We start from the raw sequence: 21,317 nt of genomic DNA on the forward strand, positions 1-21,317 counted from the left end.
CCTATTGTTTCTTCTTTCGTTTAGAGAGTACAAACTGGATGAAATCTTCTATTTCTTTTTGCTCTTCTTCTGTAAGCTCTTCCCCTTCTATATGTGCTGCAATCGTTATGTCGTCCTTTTCTTCTTCTTTTGCTTCATTTTCTTCCTCATCCCAGCCAAGTATCTCATTGGGTGTAACGTTGAGGATAGCACAAATTTTGGCGATTGTTTCGGCATCAGGGCGGTTAATACCTCGCTCCCAGTTGGAAATGACGCTTTTTGTCTTGCCGAGTTTTTGAGCAAGATCTTCTTGTTTTAGTCCTGCTCGTATTCTAAATTTTCTTAAGTTCTCTGGTAATTTGCTTGTCAATTTTTCACCTCCCTTTTACTTATTATGATACAGAAATTCTGAAAAAAGTAAACAATTGAGTTGAGAAAAATTTAAAAAAGTAGTTGACAAATAAGAATTTCTAAACTATAATAGTAACCGAAATAAGAAATTCTTAACTAGAGGTGAAAACAATGTGTAACAAGTACAGATTCTTTCTTAAAAACGGTAAATCTTATACAGTTGAAACAGCCCAGAGCTTACCCATGGCACTTTCACAGTTTTGCAAACGCCATGGGTTGGTGATGGAAAGAGATATAGCTGCCATAAAGGTGCTAGAGTATCAGTCACAACTAAAAGGGGGTGGGAATTGCACAAATGAAAATCACTAGTATGGAGGTGAGAATAATTCTGCTAATGACTCCAAGCTAAAATACATAAGAAAGGGGCGAATGGGGGTGACTTCTTGGTTTTATTGCCCCTACTGTGGACAGAAACTATTTAAAGTAAATGATACTGCCAGAGGTGTTGCTTACAAATGTAAAAGATGCAAAAGAGAAGTTTTGTTAAATGTTTCTGCAGAGGGGTTATTAGATTGGTTCTTCTGTCCAATATGCGGGCAGAAATTGTGCAAGATAGCCCCCAATGCTAAGGGGGTCTATCTTAAATGTAAAAAATGCCGAAACGAAGTGGAGGTGAAAGCTCCAGTAGAAAAAACAGCATAGATCGAGCCTGAGCCTGAGCCTTTGAGCCAGAGCCAGAGCCTGTGCGAAGCGAGTATATCGCTTTGTGCAGGCTCTTTTATTTTACAGCAAAGGGGGTCAAGCATGAAACCTTACGAAAGGATTCGCCAGAGAATTAAGGAAAAAGGCTTAAAATTCCGTGAAGTAGCCGAAAAAGGTGGATATAAACAGTCCACATTTAGCACCATGATGAATGGCAAAAGAAGGTTATACGACAAAGACATCATCAAGCTATGCAAAATTCTAGACGCACAACCGAATGATTTCCTTAAACTAGAGGATGATGAAGTATGACCAAACCTTTCATGAAGATAAAAGAAGCCGCCCAATATTTCTCGGTCAGCAAAGACGTTTTATACAGAGCCATCAAGAAAGGCGAATTACGGGCTTACAAGCCAAACGGGCGGGATTACCTTGTTAAAGTGATAGAGGTCGAAAAGTGGATTGAAAGTAAAATTGCTTAACTGAACCAACGTTGAAAAGATCTAATCTGTACCTTGACAACTGAATATAGAGCCTGTGAGTACCTGGATACTGCTGATGGCGGGCCTGCGGCGATCGCCAAGACCCCTTTTACAAAAAGGGCGAGCGGGAGCGGGCTGGCAAGCCAGGCCGAGGAACGAAGGAGAAAGCAGGGGGAGAGAAAGCGGAAGATGCGGAGGTGAAACACATTGCTGCAGCTATACACTTATCGCAAAAAGCGCCGCTGGGTAACCACCACAAGGTTCTGGGTTATAGTCACCATTTTAGTCATCATCATTGCGTATTTTGTTTTTCGCAATATTTCAATGCAGGATTTATGTACAAGCCCATACTGGCGGTATGTTTTTCAGAGATAAGGAGGTAAAAGCATGGAAGGCATTTGGATTAGAACACAAAGCAGAAAAGAACTGTGGTGCGCAACAAAATTTTGGATCGAAGTACATTTCAGCGAAGATTTTGAAGAAATAGAAGAAGCAGCTTTGAAAGCAGGAGCAGATGATTATCGCATTATAGGCACGTATTCTACAGAACAGAGAGCATTTGAGGTATTAAATGAGATACAAAAAGCAATAGAAAACGGGGTAAAAGTGTTTGAAATGCCCGAAGCGTAAAAGAAAAAGCCGTTTCCAAAACGGCCAAATAAAACTACCCAGCCCTATTGTACCATACACGGTACGATAGGACAAGAAGGGGGAGCGAGAATGTTTACGGACGAAGAAAAACAGGCTTTAAAAGACCTCGTCATGAGTGAAGTAGAAAGAATAAACAGAGAAATGTGCTGGTATAGTGGTACATCCCTACCACGTGAAATAGAACTTATGCGCCTTGCCAATCTTTATAAAACAATTTTGTACAAACTGGGGGATGAAAAATGAAGTGCCCATTACACGGTGAGAAGAGAAGCGTATTTGATGAAACAGGCGTATGGAAAGGCTCAAAATGGGAATTTGTGGACTGTCAAGAGGAAGAGTGCGCATGGTGGGATTGGGAGAATTTACGATGTGCGATACATACCATTGCACGAAAGCTTGATAGGCTATATGAAACTACACAAGTATTGGTTGAATCGGACCTTTAATAAAAGGAGGGGTATTAATGAGCGATAAGGAGATAAGAGATGTTGTGGTAGTAGATATATTACCTGCTAATCTGGATGCAGAAATCCGAAAAGCAGTTCAAATGCGGAATGCTCTTGATAAATTGTTTAATGAGCTTTTACAACAAGGCGTAGATTTTGACAGAGTCCCACGCACAGATAAGCCCACTCTTCTAAAACCGGGAGCAGAGCTACTATGTCAAGTATTCAGACTTGCACCAGGTGAACCAAAGATAATTACTTCAATTGAAGATTTTGAAAAAGGCATTTTTAGCTATACCATCTCAATTCCTATTTTACACAGAGATACCGGCATGTTAGTGGCTACTGGTATAGGAAGCGCAAATTCTTGGGAGGTTAAATACAAATATAGAAAATACGAGCAGGACGGCGAAGAAGTCAAAGTCATAAACCCTGAACCTGCGGATCAACAAAACACATTAGTGAAAATGGCAGCTAAAAGGGCATTTGTTGATGGTGTGCTGAAAGCTACGGGTGCATCTAGGATGTTTACACAAGATGTGGAAGATATGCCGTGGTTAAAAGTAGAAGCTGAAAAGGCTAGCAGCAAACAGCTTAATTATATGAAATCGTTCTACAGAAACATAAATGATGAAGAAGCATTGAATAATATCTCCGAAATCCTGGGCAGAGAAGTAACCAGCTGGGACGATATTACTCGTGAAGAAGCATCGAAGGTTATCGATTATAAACAGGCAGAGAAAAAACAGGCATCATCTCAGCAACCCGTTCAACCGGAAGTAAGCAACGAAAAAGTCCAGACCGAATATATCTGTGCTAAATGCCAGAAGAAAATCACAAAAGCAATGGCCACATACAGCGAAAAACACTTTGGACAATGGTTGTGTCAATCGTGCCAAAAGGCGACAACCGAAGATGAAGCAGAATTGCCGTTTTGAAAGGGAGGGAACGAGAAGTGAGCAACATTTTATCAGTCATTGCTAATGAGCATGTTGAAGAGAACGAGAGTTGGAAGATAACCGATGCTGTTACAGCTGATTGGGCTTTAGATAAGATACGTGAGGCCAAAGCCGAATATAGCCAGAAAGAAATGATTGTAAAAGAGAAGATTAGACAGCTGCAAGAATGGCTTGAAAAAGAGAGAGAAAAACGAGATAGAACAGTAAACTTTTTCACTGCTAAGTTGCAGGAATACTTTGAAACAGCTCCAAGACGGAAGACAAAGACGCAGGAAATACTGGAATTACCCAGCGGAACGTTAAGAAGAAAATACTCTGCTCCTGAGTTTGTAAGAGATGATGAAAAGCTTCTGAATTGGCTTAAGGAACGGGGCATGAGTGAATACGTGAAGATAAAAGAGACTCCAGATTGGGCCAATTTTAAAAAGACAATTAGGGTAACGGGTGAACAAGTTGTAGATGAGAATGGCGAGATTGTATATGGTGTACGGGTTGTAGAACGGCCTCCAGTTTTTGAGGTGGAGGTGTAAATATGCTAATACAAATGGGAAAGGAGCCGCCCAAGCAGCGGCGGCTCCGTGTCAAGAATAAAGTACGATTTGTTGTGTTCCTGCTTATAGTGTTGGCCATTCTTGTAGTTATTATCCACCATATCTATCAACCAGCTAAAGAGATTATGCTAGATAGATGGATGGCACTGAAGACGAATCTAGATTATTGGCTGAAATAAAGATAAGCGGGGTGAAGCGGGGTAGGTATTTATCATCTTATGAGTACTGGGGCCCTGCTCGCCCTTGATTTGCATGGGAGTGGTCTAACAGGTAGGACGCAGGACTTTGGCTCCTGAAGTGCAGGTTCGAGTCCTGCCTCCCGTGCCAAATCATTTTATGGAGGTGAAAAGATGAGTAAGACCAAGATAGAATGGGCTGAAGTTGTATGGAATGTAGTGACAGGTTGTACCCCTATATCGGAAGGCTGCCAAAATTGCTATGCAAAACGTATGGCGTATAGATTGCGTGGTCGGTGCGGATATCCTACTGATGATCCTTTTCGTGTAACGCTACATCCAGAAAAGCTCGATGAGCCATTGCGTTGGAAGAAACCAAGGCGGGTGTTTGTATGCAGCATGGGAGACTTGTTTCATGAGGATGTACCATTTGATTATATTACCAGAGTATTTGACGTTATGTGCGCCTGGCGTTGGCCTAATAAAGAGGCTGAACGCCTGGGAGATGAATCGCTTTTAGAAGATCCCGGTCACACATTTATGATATTAACAAAACGGCCCGAAAGAGTTGAGGAATGGCTGTGGTGGGTGTTCCAATATTGGCCTGGTGATTCACCATTAAATATCAATCTTGAAGCTGCAGGGCATTTCGGAGAGCATATATGGTTTGGTGTCACAGTCGAAAACCAAGCTAGAGCCGATGAACGTATACCAATACTGCTGCAAATTCCGGCGGCAGTCAGGTTTGTTTCGGTGGAACCGATGCTGGGGCCGGTGGATTTAAAAATGTATTTGCCACATCTTGAAAATGGGTGGCCCGCTGAAAGTATTGACTGGGTAATTTGCGGTGGTGAAACAGGCCCTGGTGCAAGGCCGATGCATCCGGATTGGGTGCGATTGCTCAGGGATCAGTGTCAGGAAGCAGGTGTGCCGTTCTTTTTCAAGCAATGGGGTGAATGGTGGCCCTTAGGCCAAATATCAGATACTTGGGATGGGAATATGGACCATATTCCGCCAGAAATGCAATTAGGCGATCAATTAATGGTCAAAATCGGCAGAAAGAAAGCTGGCCGCCTTCTTGATGGTAGGACGTGGGACGAGATGCCAGAAATAGCAACTTCACGCTAAAGCAGGTGAAATAAATGGCGGGACAAGGTTGGATTAAACTGCATAGAAAACTACTAGACAACCCAGTAGTTTGTAAAGATGCCGACTATTTAGCAGTGTGGGTATATCTACTACTAAATGCTACACATTCTAACTATAAAGATATGTTTAAAGGCAAACCCATAGTGTTAAAACCAGGGCAATTGATTACCGGTAGAAAAGCTATAGCTTCATTTTTAAATATCAGCGAAAGTAAGGTACAACGGATTTTAAATGCTTTTGAACAAGCACAGCAAATTGAACAGCAAGCCAGCAATAAAAATAGGCTCATTACAATACTTAACTGGCATTTATATCAAGATGGTGAACAGCAAAATGAACAACAAGTGAACAGCACTTTTGGAGAAAAAAGTGCCTTATTTAATGAAAATAAGTCCAAATCTGAACAACAGATGAACAACTACAATGCAGACAAGTCAAGGCACAGGGGATTTTCAAATAAAGAACATGAACGACAAATGAACAACAAGCGAACAACAAGTGAACAACAAGTGAACACATACAAGAATGATAATAATGATAAGAATGATAAAGAAATAAATAATAGCATATGCAATGCAAGCGAAACTGCAAATGACATTGAAGCAGTAATTAACTTCTATATTGAGCATTTCAGTGATCATAATTTGACACACCTTGAAGTCATCGAATCTTATATGGACGAAATGCAGCCAGCTTTAGTAAAACATGCTATGGAACTGGCCATTCAACGTGATAAACGTTTCTTTAGATATGTTAGAGGCATTTTAGAAAGCTGGTTAAGCAAGGGAATAAAGACTATTGAAGACTATGAACGTGAAGAGCTGGGCCGCAACAAACCACGAGCACAACCACAAAAGGATCGCGAAGGTGGCCCCTATGTACCCAATGTTGAAGAGACGCGCAAGCTAATGGAGAAGATTTGGGGGAGGTTTAAGTATGAAGATGCCGCCACATAGCACCGAAGCAGAACAGGCCGTACTAGCCGCTATGATGTTAGACCATGAGTGTGCACTAACAGCAAAGAAACTTAGCAAAGACGATTTTTATCATCAACAACATGGAATCATACTTGAGGCAATACAACAATTACTTGATGATAATATTGCGGTTGATATAGTAACAGTTGGTGAACGACTAACAAAAATGCAAAAAATAAACGAAGTAGGTGGAATCGCATACCTTTCAGATTTGACGGCTTCTTTTTTTACTACGGCTAATTTCAATTACTACCTAGACATTGTAAAGGAGAATGCATATAGACGAAAACTCATCGTAAAAGGGAATGAACTTCTAAAAGCGGCATATCAAGGGACAATGAACGAAGTCAACGCTCAACTACAAAATATAACGCAAATAGCTTTAGATGATACAAAAAACGAATATTGGCTTGTAAAGGACTTATTGATAGAAACACACTTGGACATCGAAAAACGCACACTCAACAAAGGCAAGCAAATAGGCGTACAGACGGGATTTGCAGATATAGACAACATAATAACAGGAATGGAGCCAGGTGACGTAATCGTTGTGGCGGCAAGACCGAGTATGGGGAAAACAGCTTTTGCACTTAACATAGCAAATTATGTTGCCTACAAATACAGGGACAAGGGGCCATGTATAATTTTTTCGCTGGAGATGGAAGGAATACAGCTTATACACAGGCTGATCGCAATGAACGCAAAAATCAATCTACACAACATACGTGCAGGGATAATAAACGAGAAGGATTGGGATGAAATTTCAAAAGCGGGCAATTTTATCAGCAAATTCAATCTCATTATAGACGACACGCCAGGTATGACTACCTTCGATATAGAGCAAAAACTCACGCAAATTATGGCCAAACATGGACGTCCTACACTGGTGCTGATAGACTACTTGCAGTTTATACTCCCACCACGTAAAGGAATGAGCGAATTTGAAATGGTAACGAGTAATTCACGGGCCATTAAGAACATCGCTAAAAAGTTTAATGTGCCCGTTATTTTATTGTCGCAATTGAGCCGTGGAGTTGAAAGCAGGCAAAATAAAAGACCGCAGCTTAGCGACTTAAGACAATCTGGAGCAATAGAGCAGGATGCGGATGTGGTAATGTTTTTGTACAGGGATGAGTATTACAACCCAGACAGCGATAAGAAGGGTATAGCGGAGGTAATCATTGCAAAACAGCGAAACGGGCCAACGGGAACAGTAGAATTGCTATGGTTTGGAGAGTTTCAAAAATTTGCATCTAAAGCAAAGGGGGTTATCGATAGTGGATATAGTGGACAATGATACTTTTTTTAACCTACTTGATATGATGTCAGAGCAAAACCAGCTTATTTGTACACTTTTTAAAACAGTTATTATTTTACAACAACGTAATAAGCAACTTGAAGAGTTATGTAAACAGCACGTACGCGCAATAGATTTTTACATTAACAAACTTAATGAAGCTGAAAGACAGTTGCGGATGAGGAAGGGGTTTAATAATGACAATTAAACAAGAGCAGATCCAATCTAATAGATTAGCAAGTGCATCTGCTATGGCAAGAGCAATTGAGATGGCCAGAAACCGTATCCAACTAGGTGATTGGGTGACAATTAGGGAACATCCATTAAATGCTAGAAGCAACAAGCGTACTATATCGGGCCAGGTGATCTATAAAAATGACAGCTATTTTACAATTCAGGCAAAGCACTATAGAGAGGCTTTCAGCTTTATCCACGTGGCGCTTGGACAAGTTGAAATTGATTAGGAAAGGGGAAATTAAATGGATTGGGGGATAACGCCAAATGGTTTATTACTTCCGGCACGCCTAGTGAGAAAACCGATAGCAATCGATCTTTTCTGCGGAGCAGGTGGGTTTAGCTTGGGTTTTATTCAAGCCGGTTGGAAGATTGTGGCCGCAGTCGATAATGATCCGGATGCTGCTTTAACATACATGACAAATCTGGGAAGTTACCCGATTAACATTCATTTTGTTGAGGAAGCGGACAAAGAACGATTAAATGCAGCCATAGAAAAGCAGATCGAGTTGAACAAAAAGAACGGTGTTTATCACTATTTTGATGTTGCCGGATCTGGCTGGATTAAACATAACCCTGATGCAGAGCCGGTGAGGGATTTCTGGTTCGGGGATATACGAAAAATTAGCGGGAAAGACATGCTGAAAACACTGGGACTTAAAGAGGGAGATGTGGATTGTATTATTGGAGGACCTCCATGCCAGGGATTTTCGCGAGCCGGTAAGCAAAACATAATGGATCCAAGAAATAGTCTGGTATATGAATTTGCAAGGATGGTAGTCGAGATACAACCCAAAATGTTTGTGATGGAGAATGTACCCGACATTCTGAAGATGATGGATCCAGATGGTGTGCCGGTGATAGATAAGTTTTGTTTAATGCTTCAGGAAGGTGGATATGGTAAGTGGGAAATGCTCAAAAAAGCGCTTGTTATGCAGGCAAATTACGGGGTTGCTATAAGAAATTCTTGCAAAGAAAAGCGCAAAGACAAAACAAAGCAACCCGGGGCAGAGCAATTATCAATGTTTAGTGAATAAGGGGGAGCAAAAGTGATATGGATTATATTTGCTTTTATAACTGGCTGTTTTGTAGGGATAACGATAATGGCTGTATTATCAGCGGCAAAAGAGGATGAGAGACCAAGCTATTATAACGCAAAGACACATTATAAACGCAAAAGAAACTGCAAATATGGGAATTTGAAAGTGGTAAGCATTGAAGAACATAAAAGATTGCATGGTATTACAACAAACAGAATTTGAAGGGAGAGGATTTTAGTGCTTAACAAAGTTGTTCTGATTGGGCGTCTCACCAAGGACCCAGATTTGCGATATACACCCACCGGAGTTCCGGTAGCTAGATTCACATTGGCGGTACAAAGAGCCTATACCAACGAGCAAGGCGAGCGAGAAGCGGACTTTATCCCAATTGTGGTATGGCGTGGAACTGCAGAAACGTGTGCCAAATACCTTGCAAAGGGCAGGCTGGTAGCAGTGGTGGGACGAATACAAACAGGAAGTTATGAAGCAGAAGATGGAACAAGACGGTATGCAACTGATGTGGTAGCGGAGGAAGTGAAATTCCTGGAATGGGGAGAGAAAAAGAACCAAGAACAAGCTGATGTACAAGTTCCGGAAGGGTTTGAATCCATAGATCATATTGAAGACTTACCCTTTTAAGGAGGGATGAAAATGCTTAAAGACAGCGGTGTGCGAAGAGTATTTGAAACCGGTGCTGTTCGGGATATCGCAGAGGGCAAAGGACGTTGCGATTTGCTCCCGCTTGATGCGGTGGCAGAATTGATTCAATCGAAAGTGCTTCCTCACATCAACGATTACGTGAGGACTGGCAAGATTGACTGTTTGGAAAGAGCAATATTGGCATTTATTTATGAGCATCCAGCTTGGGACTTGTATACAGCTTTATTAGAAGTAAGCAAGCAATACGAGGAAGGAGCACGAAAATATGAAGAGCGCAACTGGGAGAAGGGAATACCGCTTCACTGTTATATAGATTCAGGTGTGCGTCATTATCTCAAGTGGCGCCGTGGGGATAAAGATGAGCCACACGACAGAGCGTTTATATGGAATATGTTGGGATGCATATGGACGCACAAAAACAAGCGGGGCAACCCCGAACTGTTTGATTTACCGTTTAGCGGAAAGGAGGATGAATGAAATGATTTGGCTTTGGTGTCTATTAAGTTTCATGGCAGGTTTCTTTATAGCTTCAATAAAAGGCGTTGACAAATGGATTGATAAAAGGTATGAGCGGTATAAGGCAAAAGCTATTCAAATTGGAGAATGTTTCTGGTGCGGGGATAGGTTGATACAAGACGGCGACAAGGTTGTATGCCAAGGATGTGGGAAGGAATATAAAGCCTGAGGGGTGTGAATATGGTCAAAGCAGAAGATAACCTGAATTTAGTCCACTATGTGTTACAGAAACATTTTCATAAGCATCCAAACAGCCAAGATTATGAAGACTATTTCCAAGTAGGTTGCGTGGGACTTGTAAAAGCGGCCCAGAACTACAACCCAGAGATTTGCGAATTTTCAACATACGCCGTTACTAGGATTAAAGGTGAAATTTTGAGATATATCCGAGATTGTTTAAATCCAGTTAAAATCCCTCGCACCTTAAAGGAGAAAATGTTTAAATTTGTACGTCTTTATGGGAAGGGTTTGACCGAAGAGGAGATATGCACAATACTTGGCGTTGATGAGAATGAATTAATAGAAATCAAAAAAGCTTATAAGGCCAAAAGAGAAATTTTATGGTTAGATGCGCCGGTGCCTACCAACAAGAAAAAGAAAGATGGTGAAGGGGATTTTTACAAGCTTATATCCGAAGAAACGGATATAGAAGAAAAAGCTATAGAAAACGTTATAAAATATGAGATAAGACAACTTCTTTCCCAAATTCTTTCCAAGCGTGATCATCAAATCTTTTGTCTGATTAATGAGGGGAAAACGCAAGCGGAAGTTGGGAGTATTTGTGGGATTAGCCAGAAACAAGTATCTAAGATATTACAAAAGATTCACAGAGAAATCGCTCCAGCTATAAAAAAGTATTTCGATGGCGATGATAGCGAAATAAAAAAACTAATAGAAGCAAGACTGAAAAAGGAGAAACGGCCTACTGTGCTAATTAAAGAACATCAAGAGTTGCAGAGAATTGTATCGTAGCGGGGCGGAGCAATGCAGAAAGTATAAGGAAAGCGAGGTGAAGGGAGGATGCTAACAATGAATAAAACACCAGAATTACTGCCATGTCCGTTTTGTGGCAGTACGGCAACACTATATCACACAAATGACAATCATCATAGTCCGTTTGTAGTGTGTGATGGGGCGATAAGAACAGATGGCCAGCCGCCTTGCTATGTACAAATACAACCGTGGCGGTATAAAACAGACGAGGAAGCCATTGCGGCATGGAATAGACGTGCGAAACCAGCAAGTGATTAGAAACGCGAAAGAAAAGGAGGGGACGGGGTTGGTTTCAATTGCTGAAATCTTAAGCACAAAACAAAAACTCAAAGAGGCAGAAAAACAGTATAAAAAGCAAAAGCCTAAACAACAGCATAAAGATTATCTTGGACGGTGCGAACGTGAAGAAATAATGGTGTTGGCCGCAATAGCAAGCAAGCTTGAGGAATACATCGAAAACTGGTACAAGCACCAAAGACCACGCAAGCGTATCACATACGCTAAAACAGCGCTCACATATATTTACAAATCTATGGACACATATTTTGATGGCCTATCCGAAACTGAAAAGAAACAACAAGTATATAGGATTCTTAAAGATTTAAAACAATGCAATATATATTTGGAACGGGGAGGGATACGGTGATAACCCTCATCATACCTGGTAAACCTTTGGGTAAACAACGTCCACGGGTCCTCAAAAATGGCATAACCTACACACCAGCACAGACAGTAAATTATGAAACATACATAAAGCAACTATTTGCAACAGAGTATAAACGACATGAACCATTCAGGGGCCCTGTCAAAATGCAAATCACTGCATATTTCCCAATTCCACAAAGCGTAAGCGAAGCAAAGAAAACCCTCATGGCACGAGGCAACATAAGACCAACTAAAAAGCCCGATGTAGACAACATCATCAAAATCATTTGTGACGCATTGAATGGATTAGCCTATCAGGATGATAAGCAAATCGTAGAGTGCACGGTTGAGAAGTATTACTCAACAACACCACAGGTACAAGTAACGATAGAGGAGGTGTAAACGTTGGGGAGAATGAGGACAGGCTGACAAAACTTATAGCCCGCATGGTTGTGGCAGGAATGGCAAAGCGATGGGAGACGGTACAGGAATTATATGAGCAATATCTTCGGGCAAGGCATTTATATGTAAGTGTGCAAGAAATATTGGAAGCAAAGGAGAGGATGGTGGGATGACAATAAGAGAGTTATGCCAAGAAGCGCACAAAATTGCAAGGCAACATGGTTTCTGGGAGGATTGGGATAGTATCTGTTGGGAGGATGGGCTTCCTAAAAGGGATGACAGTACTCTCAATATAGAAGAGCTATTCAATCACGCAATAGCAACAAGATTGATGCTTATTGTCAGCGAATTGGGTGAAGCGCTAGAAGCGTTAAGGCATGACGATAAAGAGAATTTTGCGGAAGAACTAGCAGACGTGGCAATTAGATTAGCTGATTTATGCGGAGGATTGGACATAGATTTGGAGATTGAGATTGAAAAGAAGATGGAGAAAAACAGGCAAAGAGAATATAAGCATGGGAAAGCCTTTTAGAAGGATACTGGCAAACAAGTATCCTTCTTTTTATGAACAGAAAAACTGGGGAGGTAGTAAAATGACACGCGAAGAGCTTATTAATCGTGTTGTACAAGCCTATTTCAATAATGAGGATTGGCGAGGTTTATTAAAACAGCTTGTAAAAGAAGTAAAATTAGCTCAAAAGGAAGAAAATAATAAAGGGGGTTGTTTGGATGATTAATTTGCTAGAGATGAAAGTAAAAATTAACTTTATACAGCCAATATTAGGAAGTTGGCCAGCAGAAGAAGAGATTTATACGAGATACATCTTATCCAAATCGCCCAGCGAATGGCAAGCAGAAGAGGAAAAAGAAAGTTTCACCGAAAGAGATTACGACAGAGGTGTTACAATCTTTCCGTGTGACAATAAAGGTATTCATCTGATGAATTATCACATCAAAGGTTTTTTAAAGCATGCTGGGAATGTACTAAAAGATAGTGTCAAAATTAAGAACCTGCGCAGTAAATTGGATGATTATTTGTTTATAAAAGAGCGTAAAATATATCTTTACCGCAACGGCCAAATCATCAAGGAAAATGATGGCGTACTGGAAAGACCATTAAGAGCCATAACAATGCAAGGCCCACGTGTTTCATTAGTGGCAAGCGAAATCATTGAGCCTCCGGCGGAGGCATTATTCACAATACAGCTCATTGAACATAAAGAAATCACATTGGATGTTATACGCATATTGCTTGATTATGGCCGCTTTCTTGGCATAGGTCAATGGCGTAATGGTGGATACGGCCAGTTTGAATGGCAGGAGGTGAAATAAAGCAGGGTTTTAGTAGGGTACTGTGGCGTGAAGGTGATATTGGCTACTGCTAAGTATTGGTGACGTACTGTATAGCAAAGGTGCGGCGTTGTATGGTGTAGGTAAAGTAGCGTGTGGTGTGGGTTTAGCATTGTGATGTCCCGTGGTGGCTTTGTTTGGTTTAGTTGAGCTTTGATTGGGCTGCGTGTGGTCATGTATAGGTTAGGTGTGGCAATGCTATGGTTGGGTAAAATTCCGTATAGTCAAGGTCTAGCGATGTAGTGTTTTGGCTAAGTAAAGTTCCGTACAGATAAGGCAGGGCAATGTGAGGTTGAGGCATAGTTAAGCACTGCATGGGCGGGGCAATGTATAGCTTTGGCGCAGCTATGTTGGGTACCGTTGGGGCAATGCATTGCCTGGTAATGGCAAAGTAGCGTTTGGCATAGTAATGGTCCTGCATAGTAGGGTACAGCAACGGCAAGAAAGGGGGGTGATTAGTTGACTTTAGGTCAGCTTCTTTTAGAAGCTACTAAAAACGAGATGCCCAAAGGTAATATAAAAGGCATCTGCGTTGTTTGCAGTAACGAAACGGAGCAAGGATTACCGCTAAAAGAATGTGTGTCAGATAATTTTACAGGTTGGAGCTACTTCTTTTCAGGGAATTGCATGTGTCCAGAATGTGCATTCCTCTTTAGCGACCAGACGTTTCGCAGAAAATCATGGGTAGCTTCGCTGCAGGAATTTCGAACATTCAAAAACGACGAAGCGCAGCAAATCCTGTTCAGCCCACCAGAACCACCATTCTTCGTACACATTGCAAAGACAGGACAAAAGCAGACGTGGTTATCATGTATTCACAGAGTTGCGCATAATCCGCACAAGTATTTCTTTTCACATGAAAAATATGATGTACCAATTTTATTCGAGCGAGATAAGGCAGAAACATATATCCAAATCATAGCGGAAGCGATGCAAAAGGGCTTGTCCAAAACGGAGCTTACAACCGGAGAATTCAACACGAAAACATGGCAAAGAGCAATCGAAGGCGGATACCGTGATTTTCTGCGAGAACTGACAAAATTTAAAGGTGATATTTTATGGGAGGTGATGGTGGATGTTTACCGAAAAGGAGATTGAGGATAAGACGGTAGAACTACTGGCCATAGTTTACAATACCATAAATTGGAGCAAGATGCGCACCAGTAAAAACCCACATGATATTTTCAATCATCGAGTACGAGCGGCCAGCAGACGGGCAACTTTAAATGAAGCCATATCAAAGCTGTCCAATTATTTTGGGTTACAGTCATTACCGACAGAAGCAATACGACTTACTCAGGAACTCCGACCTTACGAGAGGGCGGTGCTAAACAAAATGTATATGGAACATATACCGATGTCTATGCTTGCAATCATGCTAGCAAAGGAAAAACGTAAGAACAAAGGGCAAATTACACTTTTTGAAAGTATAAATCAGGAGGGATTGAGAGATGAATAAGCGGTTTTATGAGATTGAGGGTACTATTACAGCTTTAACGCCGATTTTCCATGGAGGGGACGAAAAAACTGGGTCAACACCAGTTTTGCGTACCATTATGGTGTATGTAGATGGTATAGGTGAGGTACCAATACCATATCTTTCGGGGAATGGTATCCGCGGCAAATTGCGCAGGCTGAGTACGAAAGATTTCCTTGATATGCTTGAATATGAAATTACCAACACGAAATTACACCATGCGCTGTTCTCGGGTGGTGTGCTTGAATCCACATCAGACACAACTGGAGTGATTGACTTGGCGTTTCGCAAAAAAGTACGCGAGTTAATGCCACCCGTAGCGATATTCGGATGTGCGCTGGGAAACCAGATGATACAGGGGAATCTTATTGTAGAGCATATGTGGCCGATTTGTGAGGAATATAAGCTGTATTTGCCGGAAGAGTATCAGAAAGACCCACGCACCAATCAACCTATTCGCACGTTTACGGATCAGAGCTTTATAACTCGCAGGGATGATTTGCGCGAAGAACGTGCAGAAGATGAGCAAGCGGTTCAAATGAAAGTAGACTATGAGTGTTTTGTGCCAGGCACGAAGTTTTATCATCGTTTTGTGTTGCAATTGCCCGATCAGCTTCAACTAAGCTGCTTTGGGCGCGTGTTGGACTTGTTTGAGGCTATGCCGTATGTGGGTGGACGTAGTTCCAGTGGCGACGGTAAGGTGATGTTGAGTTATAAGAATAAACCCGAAGCAGATTTATATCTTGAGTTTGTGAAAGAGAAGAAAGATGATATTGTAAAACTGCTCAAAGAATTGGAGGAAAGGCTATGAGCGGTATGCTTGAGGAAATCAAATATTTTACAGCAATAGCGGAACAGGCCCCACCACTTGAGTGGGGCACCTTCCGCCCATTTAAGATCACTTTTAAGATGCGATCACCGGTGTGTGTTACCACGCCTTGGATTAATTTCGATAGCCTGCTGGGGCATTTGATAATGATAGATACATTTGGCCAGGATTATTTCATCTTACCACGCAAGTTAAATATCACACCCTATTTAGACCAAGCAAATGCAAGACGGTTAGTCCCTCTCAAGAAAACAGGGGACATATATCATTGCTCGGTAAGCATTTTTCATCCCAACAGCATACGTGTCACGCAAATGTATAAGAGGTTTGAGGAGCGTTGGACGGAAAATCTAGCACAGAAGAAAATCCGAGTAGGTTCTGGGCATTTTAGGGCGTATGCTATGAAAACGGTATATATTCCAGCAAAAGAAGTTGTTTATTATGCAAATGGAGATATGGACTTAATTAAGCGGCTTATAGAAGAATACATGCTTGGTTTAGGCAATGATATCAGAGTGGGTTGGGGAGCTATAAAGGAAATAATATTTGAGGAAATGGACGAGGATTGGTCACTTGTAGCTGATGGTATAGCAATGCGTCCAATACCCGTAGAGATGTGTGAAAAATATGATGATGCAGCCTATGTGGCATATAAAGGGCCGTATTGGGACCCGAAAAATGTTGCATTATGTGTACCACCAGGAGCGAGGTGTGAGTTGAAGGATGAATATCAAGGATGTACTAAAGCAATGGGCTAATACAGACGAACATAAAGCCAAAGTTAAAGAAGCACAAGTCATTATAGCGAAGACTTTATCTTTGTATCAAAAACCGTATGTAGCGTTTTCCGGTGGCAAAGATTCAACCTGTATGTTATATCTTGTACTCCAGCAAAAGCCGGATGTTACAGTACTGCATTGGGATTATGGCCCGTATTACATTCCTCGTTGGCTAGAAAAGGAGTTTATCGAGAATGCAAAAAAAATGGGAGCTGTAAATATACGCATAGAGACTAGTCCCAAATATGAGCGACTTGGTAGGAATGCAATAAACGTCTTGGGTGAGGATTATATAGGCAAATTAATCCCACAGCTCAAAGAAGAAGGATATGACCTTGCATTTGTGGGATTACGCAAGCAGGAAAGCGTAAAAAGACGCTTGCGGTTACAAACAAACAAAAATATTTCAATATTGCCCGAATGCTGGCCAGTACAAAATTGGGACTGGAAGGATGTATGGGCATTTATCTTCAGCAACGATCTTCCTTACGCAAGCATTTATGATAAGTATGCGCCAGTGGTAGGATGGGATAAAGTACGGCTTACCACCTTTTTTGACCCTGAGTTTGACAAGTTTGGTAACAGCAATCTTGATGGAGTTTTAATGTGGAGGTGGCGACATGATATGTATAGGATTAAATAATGCTGAAAAGCAGTCAATAATAAAACAGTATTTACGAGAGCATGATATAGCTAAAATGATAGTTTTCTATCCTGAAATATTTCCATTAACTATTGAGACAAATATTGAAATGCGATACGTGGAATATAAAGACATCATTATGTACAAAGTATTCTATCCATTACTTGAAATTATCGATGAAAGAACATTGCTAATATTTAATGAATGTATGCGCACGCAAAATAGAAGCGAATTAACATACAATTGTGCACATCATTATTGCAACCAGACACCACATAAGATCGTATTTGAGTATTTTCCTTTTATTGAGCAGCCGCAAGATTTTATGATATTATTAGATTTTATCAACAAAGGAAAATATAAAGGCAAATCATTTAGCTATTATTTTGTGCGTGACGAAAATGTAATGATAAAACCAGTGTATTATACGGCGGAAACAATAGACGTGCCAATTACCGATAAAGATAAGGCAAATTATCAAAAAGAGAAGGAAAAGCTATTTGATAATTTGGGCATGAAGGACCCAGACACGATTCCCAGACAATTACATATTTGGGCAGGCAATCTCAAAAAGAAATATATTAATCCACAAAACATGTATGTGGCACGCAATAAACGTTTTAATCTGCCCAATGTCGTTACATACAAAGAAGCTGCGCCGGGCGATTATATAATTATTGATTTTCCGCACAACAGAATTGATTTTAATGATTTTCTCAAGAAAACGGGGATGAGACATATCACATTTTTAAATACCGGTCTTAAGGTTGATTTGTATTATTTCAATGAGCTTCAAAAATGGATTGAAAGGCTAGGTGAATTTTATGCTAAAACAGGTGTACACGGATAAAAATGTGTTGGAAGCCGCAAGGGAGCGCATTGCATACATTTTTGATGAATTTGAAGATATAGTAGTTTCGGTTAGCGGTGGCAAGGATAGTACAGTATTGGCACATCTGGCATTAACAGAAGCGCACAAACGAAATCGCAAGATAGGCATATTCTTTTTAGATGAGGAGGTTGTTTATGAAAGCACCGTAAAACAAATTGAGTATATACTCAGCTTGTATCCTGAAAACACAATACCGCTGTGGGTCCAGATAGAATTTCATTTAACCAACGCAACCAGTCTAAATGAAAGCCAGTTAATATGCTGGGAAGCGGGAAAGCACAAAATATGGATGCGCAGCAAGAAACCTTTTGCAATACAACATAAACCATGGGACCCAGCGACAGAAACAATAAGAGATAAGGTTAAAGGCTTTGGGTTTTATGATGCGCTGGAAAATTTTCAAAGATATAAAAGCGGGGCGGCATTTTTAATTGGATTAAGGGCAACGGAAAGTCCCAACCGCTGGCGGGCAGTAACCAAAAATCCCGGTTACAAAAACATATTTTGGAGCACAAAAAAGGAAAACACATATAATTTTTATCCTCTCTATGATTGGAATTATCATGATGTATGGAAGTATATTTACGACCATAAATTGCAATATTCAAAAATTTATGATTATATGTGGAAGAAAGGAATGCCAATGAATGAAATACGCGTATCTAGTCTGATACATGAAAAGTCATTTAAAGCATTGGTGGAATTGCCGGAGTTTGAACCCAAAACGTACGACAAGCTATTAAAACGCATTAAAGGTATAAGCATAGGCAATTTGTATGGCAAGGATAATAAGCTTTTAAGATGTAGGAAACTGCCCAAGAATTTTAAAAACTGGATGGAGTACAGGGATTTTCTTTTAGAAACATATCCCGATCCAGAGAAGAAAGCGATTTTTGAAAGGCGATTTGCCAAGCATCTCAATAATAATTATGTGGCGAGGCAACAATGCCGGCAATTAATATTAAACGATTATGAAAACAACCTGCCGATTGATAATAAGCCAGACCCACGAGACGAAAAAATTAAGAAATGGAGGGAGATTTTATGAAATACATTAAAACAGCAAAAGGCGATGTAGCTATACCCTGTCTTGATGTAAGAATTGTACCGATAGAGCAAGTGCAGGCCAATAATTATAATCCTAACCACGTGCCAGAAAACAATATGAGACTATTGGAAGAATCAATAATGGCTAATGGTTTCTGTTATCCTGTGGTTACAATATGGGATCCTGATTTGGAGAAATATGTGATTATAGATGGTTTCCATCGTTATACCATCATGAAAGATTATTTGTGCGCTAAAGAACTTCCCATAATTGTTTTAAATCATGACATATCACAACGGATGGCTGCAACGGTACAATTTAATAGAGCGAGAGGCGTCCACCAAGTGGAATTAATGGGCGATTTGGTGAGAGCATTGGTAGAGCAGGGATTAAGCGATGAAGATATTGCCCATAGGTTAGGCATGGAACTTGAGGAGGTTTACCGACTTAAACAAATTACTGGAATAGCAGAATTATTTAAGAATCAGACATATTCAAAATCTTGGGTGATTGTAGAGGTGGATGAAGATGAATAAGTGGGATTATGGCGGTGCTTATCAACGACATCCATTGGCAGAAAATGAAATAGTCATTTTTGATGATGGTAGCATGGTGAAGGTGCACAATATATTTTATCCACTTCCAGAATTTATGCTGAAAGCGGATTTAATTTTTGTGGATCCACCATGGAATTTAGGCAATCTCAATACGTTTTATACAAAAGCAGATCGAGCGGATTATCAAGATAGCTATGAAAAGTTTTATAAACGGCTGTTTGAGTGCATAGCGCAGATAAACCCAAAAAGTTGCTATGTTGAGATAGGCAAAGAATACTTGGCAGATTTCATTATCGAGATGCGCAGATTATACAAATACGTTACCTTTTACAATAGTATGTACTATCACAACAAAGACAGACTATGCTATGTAGTGCGAGGCTCCAATAAGGCCAAGAAACCGAAATTAGATGGTATGGACGAAGAAGATATCATTGCGTGGATTTGTGCCAACGAAGATTATGAGTGCATTGGTGATTTATGCATGGGACGGGGATTGGTTGGCATAAATGCATACAAAAACGGTAAACGGTTTGTGGGGACAGAATTGAATCACAAAAGGCTGGCTGTTTTAGTTGAGGAACTTTATAAGATGGGGCTTGGTTATAAGAAACAAAGTAGTAGGGCTATTGGCTTGCCCCACAGGTGTGAGGTACACGCCACACCTGTGTTGCCCTATTGAGTGGGATATCCACCCAATAGGGAAGACGGCCTGAAATTCGGAGCTGTCAAGAAGCCTCGCCCCTTCCAGGGTGGGGAGAAGTCAAAGATACTTATTATGGAATAAAAAAGTAGCTGACCGGAAAACCGGAGGCACTCGACAACGATAACGTTGTGTGTGCCCCTTCTATTTTGAAAGGGAGGGAGTATGGTGAGGTTTAAATGCAGAATCGATACCTATAGGGGCTTAAAAAAGAGTATGAAATTGACACTTGAGCTGGACAAAAAACAGGCCAAAGAAGTGTTGAGACACATCGATAATTTTATGGACATGCCACTGATTGCTGAACTAGTAATAGATAACGAAGAACAAGCAAGACGATTACAACAGATTTCACCAGAACAACGAAAGAAGATATACGCCATTCTACGGGATATGGAGGCATATACGGGCGAAAGCGTCGAAAACCTCAAAGAACAGACCAAACAAGAATTTATACAGAATAGTCAATGGGAAGATTTCAGCTTGTCAGATTGTAGCCGAGAGTTGGCAGCGGATTATATTGAATACCTCATCAACCTGTGCTTTGAGATGGGCATACCGTTAAGCGAGAATCCAGCAGACGGCTTTGATGATGTGGACAGGTACTTAATCATGTGCTTGCAGAAAAGGATTTGTTGCGTGTGCGGTATGCCAGGCGAAATACACCATGTCGATAGTATAGGCATTGGGCGAGATAGAACCAAGATTGATGATAGCAAACATCGTAAGATATGCTTATGCCGTAAACATCATACCGAGGCTCACACAATCGGTATGAAGGCATTTGAAGAGAAATATCATGTTTACGGCATTATATGGGAGCAATAAT

40 protein-coding genes and 1 tRNA gene are annotated in these 21,317 nt (G+C 40.7%); 39 read left to right on the plus strand and 2 right to left on the minus strand.

What is annotated here, in order from left to right; genetic code table 11:
* Nucleotide 1: 1 nt before the first annotated feature.
* Nucleotides 2-349, minus strand: a complete 348-nt coding sequence (locus tag KVG29_RS04950) for a helix-turn-helix transcriptional regulator (RefSeq protein WP_252227066.1) — start codon at nucleotides 347-349, stop codon at nucleotides 2-4.
* A gap of 152 nt (nucleotides 350-501) precedes the next feature.
* On the opposite strand from KVG29_RS04950, the gene KVG29_RS04955 reads away from it, so the two are divergent.
* From KVG29_RS04955 to KVG29_RS05085, 29 genes are all read left to right on the plus strand, one after another.
* A complete protein-coding gene (locus KVG29_RS04955; protein ID WP_252227067.1) occupies nucleotides 502-699 on the plus strand; it encodes a hypothetical protein in 198 nt (65 codons plus the stop codon).
* 66 nt (nucleotides 700-765) lie between these two features.
* Nucleotides 766-1,032: a hypothetical protein gene (locus KVG29_RS04960; protein WP_252227069.1), complete on the plus strand. Its 267-nt coding sequence runs from the start codon at nucleotides 766-768 to the stop codon at nucleotides 1,030-1,032.
* 102 nt (nucleotides 1,033-1,134) lie between these two features.
* Entirely contained in the window at nucleotides 1,135-1,344 is a 210-nt protein-coding gene (locus tag KVG29_RS04965) for a helix-turn-helix domain-containing protein (protein ID WP_252227071.1), read from the plus strand.
* A complete protein-coding gene (locus tag KVG29_RS04970) occupies nucleotides 1,341-1,514 on the plus strand; it encodes an excisionase family DNA-binding protein (protein ID WP_252227073.1) in 174 nt (57 codons plus the stop codon). Before KVG29_RS04965 ends, KVG29_RS04970 begins: the two co-directional genes overlap by 4 nt.
* A gap of 387 nt (nucleotides 1,515-1,901) precedes the next feature.
* The gene (locus KVG29_RS04975) at nucleotides 1,902-2,144 is read left to right on the plus strand and encodes a hypothetical protein (protein WP_252227075.1); all 243 of its coding nucleotides are present in this window, start codon (nucleotides 1,902-1,904) and stop codon (nucleotides 2,142-2,144) included.
* 90 nt (nucleotides 2,145-2,234) lie between these two features.
* The gene (locus KVG29_RS04980) at nucleotides 2,235-2,408 is read left to right on the plus strand and encodes a hypothetical protein (protein ID WP_252227076.1); all 174 of its coding nucleotides are present in this window, start codon (nucleotides 2,235-2,237) and stop codon (nucleotides 2,406-2,408) included.
* Nucleotides 2,405-2,611 carry a hypothetical protein gene (locus tag KVG29_RS04985; RefSeq protein ID WP_252227078.1) on the plus strand — a complete coding sequence of 69 codons (207 nt, stop codon included), beginning with the start codon at nucleotides 2,405-2,407 and terminating at the stop codon, nucleotides 2,609-2,611. The genes KVG29_RS04980 and KVG29_RS04985 overlap by 4 nt, the downstream gene beginning before the upstream one ends.
* A gap of 17 nt (nucleotides 2,612-2,628) precedes the next feature.
* On the plus strand, nucleotides 2,629-3,549 hold the full coding sequence (locus KVG29_RS04990; protein WP_252227079.1) for a hypothetical protein: 921 nt from the start codon (nucleotides 2,629-2,631) through the stop codon (nucleotides 3,547-3,549).
* Nucleotides 3,550-3,566: 17 nt separating this feature from the next.
* Nucleotides 3,567-4,100, plus strand: coding sequence for a host-nuclease inhibitor Gam family protein (locus KVG29_RS04995; protein WP_252227081.1), 534 nt, complete (start codon nucleotides 3,567-3,569; stop codon nucleotides 4,098-4,100).
* Between the two features lie 2 nt (nucleotides 4,101-4,102).
* Nucleotides 4,103-4,300, plus strand: coding sequence for a hypothetical protein (locus KVG29_RS05000; protein WP_252227083.1), 198 nt, complete (start codon nucleotides 4,103-4,105; stop codon nucleotides 4,298-4,300).
* Between the two features lie 73 nt (nucleotides 4,301-4,373).
* Nucleotides 4,374-4,448: transfer RNA gene (locus KVG29_RS05005), tRNA-Gln, on the plus strand.
* Nucleotides 4,449-4,471: 23 nt separating this feature from the next.
* A complete protein-coding gene (locus tag KVG29_RS05010; protein WP_252227084.1) occupies nucleotides 4,472-5,425 on the plus strand; it encodes a phage Gp37/Gp68 family protein in 954 nt (317 codons plus the stop codon).
* Between the two features lie 14 nt (nucleotides 5,426-5,439).
* A complete protein-coding gene (locus KVG29_RS05015; RefSeq protein ID WP_252227085.1) occupies nucleotides 5,440-6,402 on the plus strand; it encodes a DnaD domain-containing protein in 963 nt (320 codons plus the stop codon).
* Nucleotides 6,383-7,720, plus strand: a complete 1,338-nt coding sequence (dnaB, locus tag KVG29_RS05020; protein WP_252227086.1) for a replicative DNA helicase — start codon at nucleotides 6,383-6,385, stop codon at nucleotides 7,718-7,720. Before KVG29_RS05015 ends, dnaB begins: the two co-directional genes overlap by 20 nt.
* Nucleotides 7,701-7,928, plus strand: a complete 228-nt coding sequence (locus tag KVG29_RS05025; RefSeq protein WP_252227087.1) for a hypothetical protein — start codon at nucleotides 7,701-7,703, stop codon at nucleotides 7,926-7,928. Before dnaB ends, KVG29_RS05025 begins: the two co-directional genes overlap by 20 nt.
* Nucleotides 7,929-7,971: 43 nt before the next feature.
* Nucleotides 7,972-8,184 (plus strand): hypothetical protein, encoded by a 213-nt coding sequence (locus tag KVG29_RS05030; RefSeq protein ID WP_252227088.1) that lies wholly within the window; start codon nucleotides 7,972-7,974, stop codon nucleotides 8,182-8,184.
* A 15-nt stretch (nucleotides 8,185-8,199) separates the two neighbouring features.
* On the plus strand, nucleotides 8,200-8,991 hold the full coding sequence (locus KVG29_RS05035) for a DNA cytosine methyltransferase (protein ID WP_252227089.1): 792 nt from the start codon (nucleotides 8,200-8,202) through the stop codon (nucleotides 8,989-8,991).
* A 12-nt stretch (nucleotides 8,992-9,003) separates the two neighbouring features.
* Complete coding sequence (locus KVG29_RS05040; protein ID WP_252227090.1) at nucleotides 9,004-9,216, plus strand: hypothetical protein; 213 nt, start codon at nucleotides 9,004-9,006, stop codon at nucleotides 9,214-9,216.
* Nucleotides 9,217-9,231: 15 nt separating this feature from the next.
* Nucleotides 9,232-9,633, plus strand: a complete 402-nt coding sequence (locus tag KVG29_RS05045) for a single-stranded DNA-binding protein (RefSeq protein ID WP_252227092.1) — start codon at nucleotides 9,232-9,234, stop codon at nucleotides 9,631-9,633.
* Nucleotides 9,634-9,645: 12 nt separating this feature from the next.
* On the plus strand, nucleotides 9,646-10,131 hold the full coding sequence (locus KVG29_RS05050; protein WP_252227094.1) for a dATP/dGTP diphosphohydrolase domain-containing protein: 486 nt from the start codon (nucleotides 9,646-9,648) through the stop codon (nucleotides 10,129-10,131).
* Entirely contained in the window at nucleotides 10,124-10,339 is a 216-nt protein-coding gene (locus tag KVG29_RS05055) for a hypothetical protein (protein WP_252227095.1), read from the plus strand. The genes KVG29_RS05050 and KVG29_RS05055 overlap by 8 nt, the downstream gene beginning before the upstream one ends.
* Nucleotides 10,340-10,350: 11 nt before the next feature.
* Nucleotides 10,351-11,142, plus strand: a complete 792-nt coding sequence (locus KVG29_RS05060; RefSeq protein WP_252227097.1) for a sigma-70 family RNA polymerase sigma factor — start codon at nucleotides 10,351-10,353, stop codon at nucleotides 11,140-11,142.
* 57 nt (nucleotides 11,143-11,199) lie between these two features.
* Nucleotides 11,200-11,421: a Lar family restriction alleviation protein gene (locus tag KVG29_RS12590; protein WP_420840525.1), complete on the plus strand. Its 222-nt coding sequence runs from the start codon at nucleotides 11,200-11,202 to the stop codon at nucleotides 11,419-11,421.
* Complete coding sequence (locus KVG29_RS05065) at nucleotides 11,318-11,809, plus strand: hypothetical protein (RefSeq protein WP_252227098.1); 492 nt, start codon at nucleotides 11,318-11,320, stop codon at nucleotides 11,807-11,809. The genes KVG29_RS12590 and KVG29_RS05065 overlap by 104 nt, the downstream gene beginning before the upstream one ends.
* Nucleotides 11,806-12,210 (plus strand): RusA family crossover junction endodeoxyribonuclease, encoded by a 405-nt coding sequence (locus KVG29_RS05070; RefSeq protein WP_252227100.1) that lies wholly within the window; start codon nucleotides 11,806-11,808, stop codon nucleotides 12,208-12,210. Before KVG29_RS05065 ends, KVG29_RS05070 begins: the two co-directional genes overlap by 4 nt.
* A 44-nt stretch (nucleotides 12,211-12,254) precedes the next feature.
* On the plus strand, nucleotides 12,255-12,383 hold the full coding sequence (locus KVG29_RS12390; protein WP_276576404.1) for a hypothetical protein: 129 nt from the start codon (nucleotides 12,255-12,257) through the stop codon (nucleotides 12,381-12,383).
* Nucleotides 12,380-12,742 (plus strand): MazG nucleotide pyrophosphohydrolase domain-containing protein, encoded by a 363-nt coding sequence (locus KVG29_RS05075; RefSeq protein WP_252227102.1) that lies wholly within the window; start codon nucleotides 12,380-12,382, stop codon nucleotides 12,740-12,742. The genes KVG29_RS12390 and KVG29_RS05075 overlap by 4 nt, the downstream gene beginning before the upstream one ends.
* The gene (locus tag KVG29_RS05080) at nucleotides 12,726-12,947 is read left to right on the plus strand and encodes a hypothetical protein (RefSeq protein ID WP_252227103.1); all 222 of its coding nucleotides are present in this window, start codon (nucleotides 12,726-12,728) and stop codon (nucleotides 12,945-12,947) included. Before KVG29_RS05075 ends, KVG29_RS05080 begins: the two co-directional genes overlap by 17 nt.
* On the plus strand, nucleotides 12,940-13,542 hold the full coding sequence (locus KVG29_RS05085; RefSeq protein WP_252227105.1) for a hypothetical protein: 603 nt from the start codon (nucleotides 12,940-12,942) through the stop codon (nucleotides 13,540-13,542). The genes KVG29_RS05080 and KVG29_RS05085 overlap by 8 nt, the downstream gene beginning before the upstream one ends.
* A gap of 190 nt (nucleotides 13,543-13,732) precedes the next feature.
* Here KVG29_RS05085 and KVG29_RS05090 read toward each other — a convergent pair whose 3' ends face one another.
* Complete coding sequence (locus KVG29_RS05090; RefSeq protein ID WP_252227107.1) at nucleotides 13,733-14,002, minus strand: hypothetical protein; 270 nt, start codon at nucleotides 14,000-14,002, stop codon at nucleotides 13,733-13,735.
* Between the two features lie 17 nt (nucleotides 14,003-14,019).
* Here KVG29_RS05090 and KVG29_RS05095 point away from each other — a divergent pair, with 17 nt between their 5' ends.
* From KVG29_RS05095 to KVG29_RS05140, 10 genes are all read left to right on the plus strand, one after another.
* Nucleotides 14,020-14,658, plus strand: a complete 639-nt coding sequence (locus KVG29_RS05095; protein ID WP_252227108.1) for a hypothetical protein — start codon at nucleotides 14,020-14,022, stop codon at nucleotides 14,656-14,658.
* Nucleotides 14,636-15,019: a hypothetical protein gene (locus tag KVG29_RS05100; RefSeq protein WP_252227110.1), complete on the plus strand. Its 384-nt coding sequence runs from the start codon at nucleotides 14,636-14,638 to the stop codon at nucleotides 15,017-15,019. Before KVG29_RS05095 ends, KVG29_RS05100 begins: the two co-directional genes overlap by 23 nt.
* Nucleotides 15,012-15,848 carry a hypothetical protein gene (locus KVG29_RS05105; protein ID WP_252227112.1) on the plus strand — a complete coding sequence of 279 codons (837 nt, stop codon included), beginning with the start codon at nucleotides 15,012-15,014 and terminating at the stop codon, nucleotides 15,846-15,848. The genes KVG29_RS05100 and KVG29_RS05105 overlap by 8 nt, the downstream gene beginning before the upstream one ends.
* Nucleotides 15,845-16,624: a hypothetical protein gene (locus KVG29_RS05110; protein WP_252227114.1), complete on the plus strand. Its 780-nt coding sequence runs from the start codon at nucleotides 15,845-15,847 to the stop codon at nucleotides 16,622-16,624. The genes KVG29_RS05105 and KVG29_RS05110 overlap by 4 nt, the downstream gene beginning before the upstream one ends.
* Nucleotides 16,590-17,288: a phosphoadenosine phosphosulfate reductase family protein gene (locus KVG29_RS05115; protein ID WP_252227115.1), complete on the plus strand. Its 699-nt coding sequence runs from the start codon at nucleotides 16,590-16,592 to the stop codon at nucleotides 17,286-17,288. Before KVG29_RS05110 ends, KVG29_RS05115 begins: the two co-directional genes overlap by 35 nt.
* On the plus strand, nucleotides 17,266-18,138 hold the full coding sequence (locus KVG29_RS05120) for a hypothetical protein (protein ID WP_252227117.1): 873 nt from the start codon (nucleotides 17,266-17,268) through the stop codon (nucleotides 18,136-18,138). Before KVG29_RS05115 ends, KVG29_RS05120 begins: the two co-directional genes overlap by 23 nt.
* Nucleotides 18,113-19,228 (plus strand): phosphoadenosine phosphosulfate reductase domain-containing protein, encoded by a 1,116-nt coding sequence (locus KVG29_RS05125; RefSeq protein ID WP_252227119.1) that lies wholly within the window; start codon nucleotides 18,113-18,115, stop codon nucleotides 19,226-19,228. Before KVG29_RS05120 ends, KVG29_RS05125 begins: the two co-directional genes overlap by 26 nt.
* Nucleotides 19,225-19,764, plus strand: a complete 540-nt coding sequence (locus tag KVG29_RS05130; RefSeq protein WP_252227120.1) for an IbrB-like domain-containing protein — start codon at nucleotides 19,225-19,227, stop codon at nucleotides 19,762-19,764. Before KVG29_RS05125 ends, KVG29_RS05130 begins: the two co-directional genes overlap by 4 nt.
* Nucleotides 19,757-20,467 (plus strand): class I SAM-dependent methyltransferase, encoded by a 711-nt coding sequence (locus tag KVG29_RS05135; protein WP_252227121.1) that lies wholly within the window; start codon nucleotides 19,757-19,759, stop codon nucleotides 20,465-20,467. The genes KVG29_RS05130 and KVG29_RS05135 overlap by 8 nt, the downstream gene beginning before the upstream one ends.
* Nucleotides 20,468-20,656: 189 nt before the next feature.
* A complete protein-coding gene (locus KVG29_RS05140) occupies nucleotides 20,657-21,316 on the plus strand; it encodes a putative HNHc nuclease (RefSeq protein ID WP_252227122.1) in 660 nt (219 codons plus the stop codon).
* Nucleotide 21,317 lies beyond the last annotated feature (1 nt).

It is taken from the genome of Caldicoprobacter algeriensis (assembly GCF_023838525.1).
Taxonomy (GTDB): Bacteria; Bacillota; Clostridia; order Caldicoprobacterales; family Caldicoprobacteraceae; genus Caldicoprobacter; species Caldicoprobacter algeriensis.

Coding starts and splice junctions, on each gene's coding strand:
- KVG29_RS04955 (WP_252227067.1), top strand. CDS start 502: ATGTGTAACAAGTACAGATTCTTTCTTAAAAACGGTAAATCTTATACA.
- KVG29_RS04965 (WP_252227071.1), top strand. CDS start 1,135: ATGAAACCTTACGAAAGGATTCGCCAGAGAATTAAGGAAAAAGGCTTA.
- KVG29_RS04970 (WP_252227073.1), top strand. CDS start 1,341: ATGACCAAACCTTTCATGAAGATAAAAGAAGCCGCCCAATATTTCTCG.
- KVG29_RS04975 (WP_252227075.1), top strand. CDS start 1,902: ATGGAAGGCATTTGGATTAGAACACAAAGCAGAAAAGAACTGTGGTGC.
- KVG29_RS04980 (WP_252227076.1), top strand. CDS start 2,235: ATGTTTACGGACGAAGAAAAACAGGCTTTAAAAGACCTCGTCATGAGT.
- KVG29_RS04985 (WP_252227078.1), top strand. CDS start 2,405: ATGAAGTGCCCATTACACGGTGAGAAGAGAAGCGTATTTGATGAAACA.
- KVG29_RS04990 (WP_252227079.1), top strand. CDS start 2,629: ATGAGCGATAAGGAGATAAGAGATGTTGTGGTAGTAGATATATTACCT.
- KVG29_RS05000 (WP_252227083.1), top strand. CDS start 4,103: ATGCTAATACAAATGGGAAAGGAGCCGCCCAAGCAGCGGCGGCTCCGT.
- KVG29_RS05010 (WP_252227084.1), top strand. CDS start 4,472: ATGAGTAAGACCAAGATAGAATGGGCTGAAGTTGTATGGAATGTAGTG.
- KVG29_RS05015 (WP_252227085.1), top strand. CDS start 5,440: ATGGCGGGACAAGGTTGGATTAAACTGCATAGAAAACTACTAGACAAC.
- dnaB (WP_252227086.1), top strand. CDS start 6,383: ATGAAGATGCCGCCACATAGCACCGAAGCAGAACAGGCCGTACTAGCC.
- KVG29_RS05030 (WP_252227088.1), top strand. CDS start 7,972: ATGGCAAGAGCAATTGAGATGGCCAGAAACCGTATCCAACTAGGTGAT.
- KVG29_RS05035 (WP_252227089.1), top strand. CDS start 8,200: ATGGATTGGGGGATAACGCCAAATGGTTTATTACTTCCGGCACGCCTA.
- KVG29_RS05050 (WP_252227094.1), top strand. CDS start 9,646: ATGCTTAAAGACAGCGGTGTGCGAAGAGTATTTGAAACCGGTGCTGTT.
- KVG29_RS05055 (WP_252227095.1), top strand. CDS start 10,124: ATGAATGAAATGATTTGGCTTTGGTGTCTATTAAGTTTCATGGCAGGT.
- KVG29_RS05060 (WP_252227097.1), top strand. CDS start 10,351: ATGGTCAAAGCAGAAGATAACCTGAATTTAGTCCACTATGTGTTACAG.
- KVG29_RS12590 (WP_420840525.1), top strand. CDS start 11,200: ATGAATAAAACACCAGAATTACTGCCATGTCCGTTTTGTGGCAGTACG.
- KVG29_RS05065 (WP_252227098.1), top strand. CDS start 11,318: ATGGCCAGCCGCCTTGCTATGTACAAATACAACCGTGGCGGTATAAAA.
- KVG29_RS12390 (WP_276576404.1), top strand. CDS start 12,255: ATGGTTGTGGCAGGAATGGCAAAGCGATGGGAGACGGTACAGGAATTA.
- KVG29_RS05075 (WP_252227102.1), top strand. CDS start 12,380: ATGACAATAAGAGAGTTATGCCAAGAAGCGCACAAAATTGCAAGGCAA.
- KVG29_RS05080 (WP_252227103.1), top strand. CDS start 12,726: ATGGGAAAGCCTTTTAGAAGGATACTGGCAAACAAGTATCCTTCTTTT.
- KVG29_RS05085 (WP_252227105.1), top strand. CDS start 12,940: ATGATTAATTTGCTAGAGATGAAAGTAAAAATTAACTTTATACAGCCA.
- KVG29_RS05100 (WP_252227110.1), top strand. CDS start 14,636: ATGTTTACCGAAAAGGAGATTGAGGATAAGACGGTAGAACTACTGGCC.
- KVG29_RS05105 (WP_252227112.1), top strand. CDS start 15,012: ATGAATAAGCGGTTTTATGAGATTGAGGGTACTATTACAGCTTTAACG.
- KVG29_RS05110 (WP_252227114.1), top strand. CDS start 15,845: ATGAGCGGTATGCTTGAGGAAATCAAATATTTTACAGCAATAGCGGAA.
- KVG29_RS05115 (WP_252227115.1), top strand. CDS start 16,590: ATGAATATCAAGGATGTACTAAAGCAATGGGCTAATACAGACGAACAT.
- KVG29_RS05120 (WP_252227117.1), top strand. CDS start 17,266: ATGATATGTATAGGATTAAATAATGCTGAAAAGCAGTCAATAATAAAA.
- KVG29_RS05125 (WP_252227119.1), top strand. CDS start 18,113: ATGCTAAAACAGGTGTACACGGATAAAAATGTGTTGGAAGCCGCAAGG.
- KVG29_RS05130 (WP_252227120.1), top strand. CDS start 19,225: ATGAAATACATTAAAACAGCAAAAGGCGATGTAGCTATACCCTGTCTT.
- KVG29_RS05135 (WP_252227121.1), top strand. CDS start 19,757: ATGAATAAGTGGGATTATGGCGGTGCTTATCAACGACATCCATTGGCA.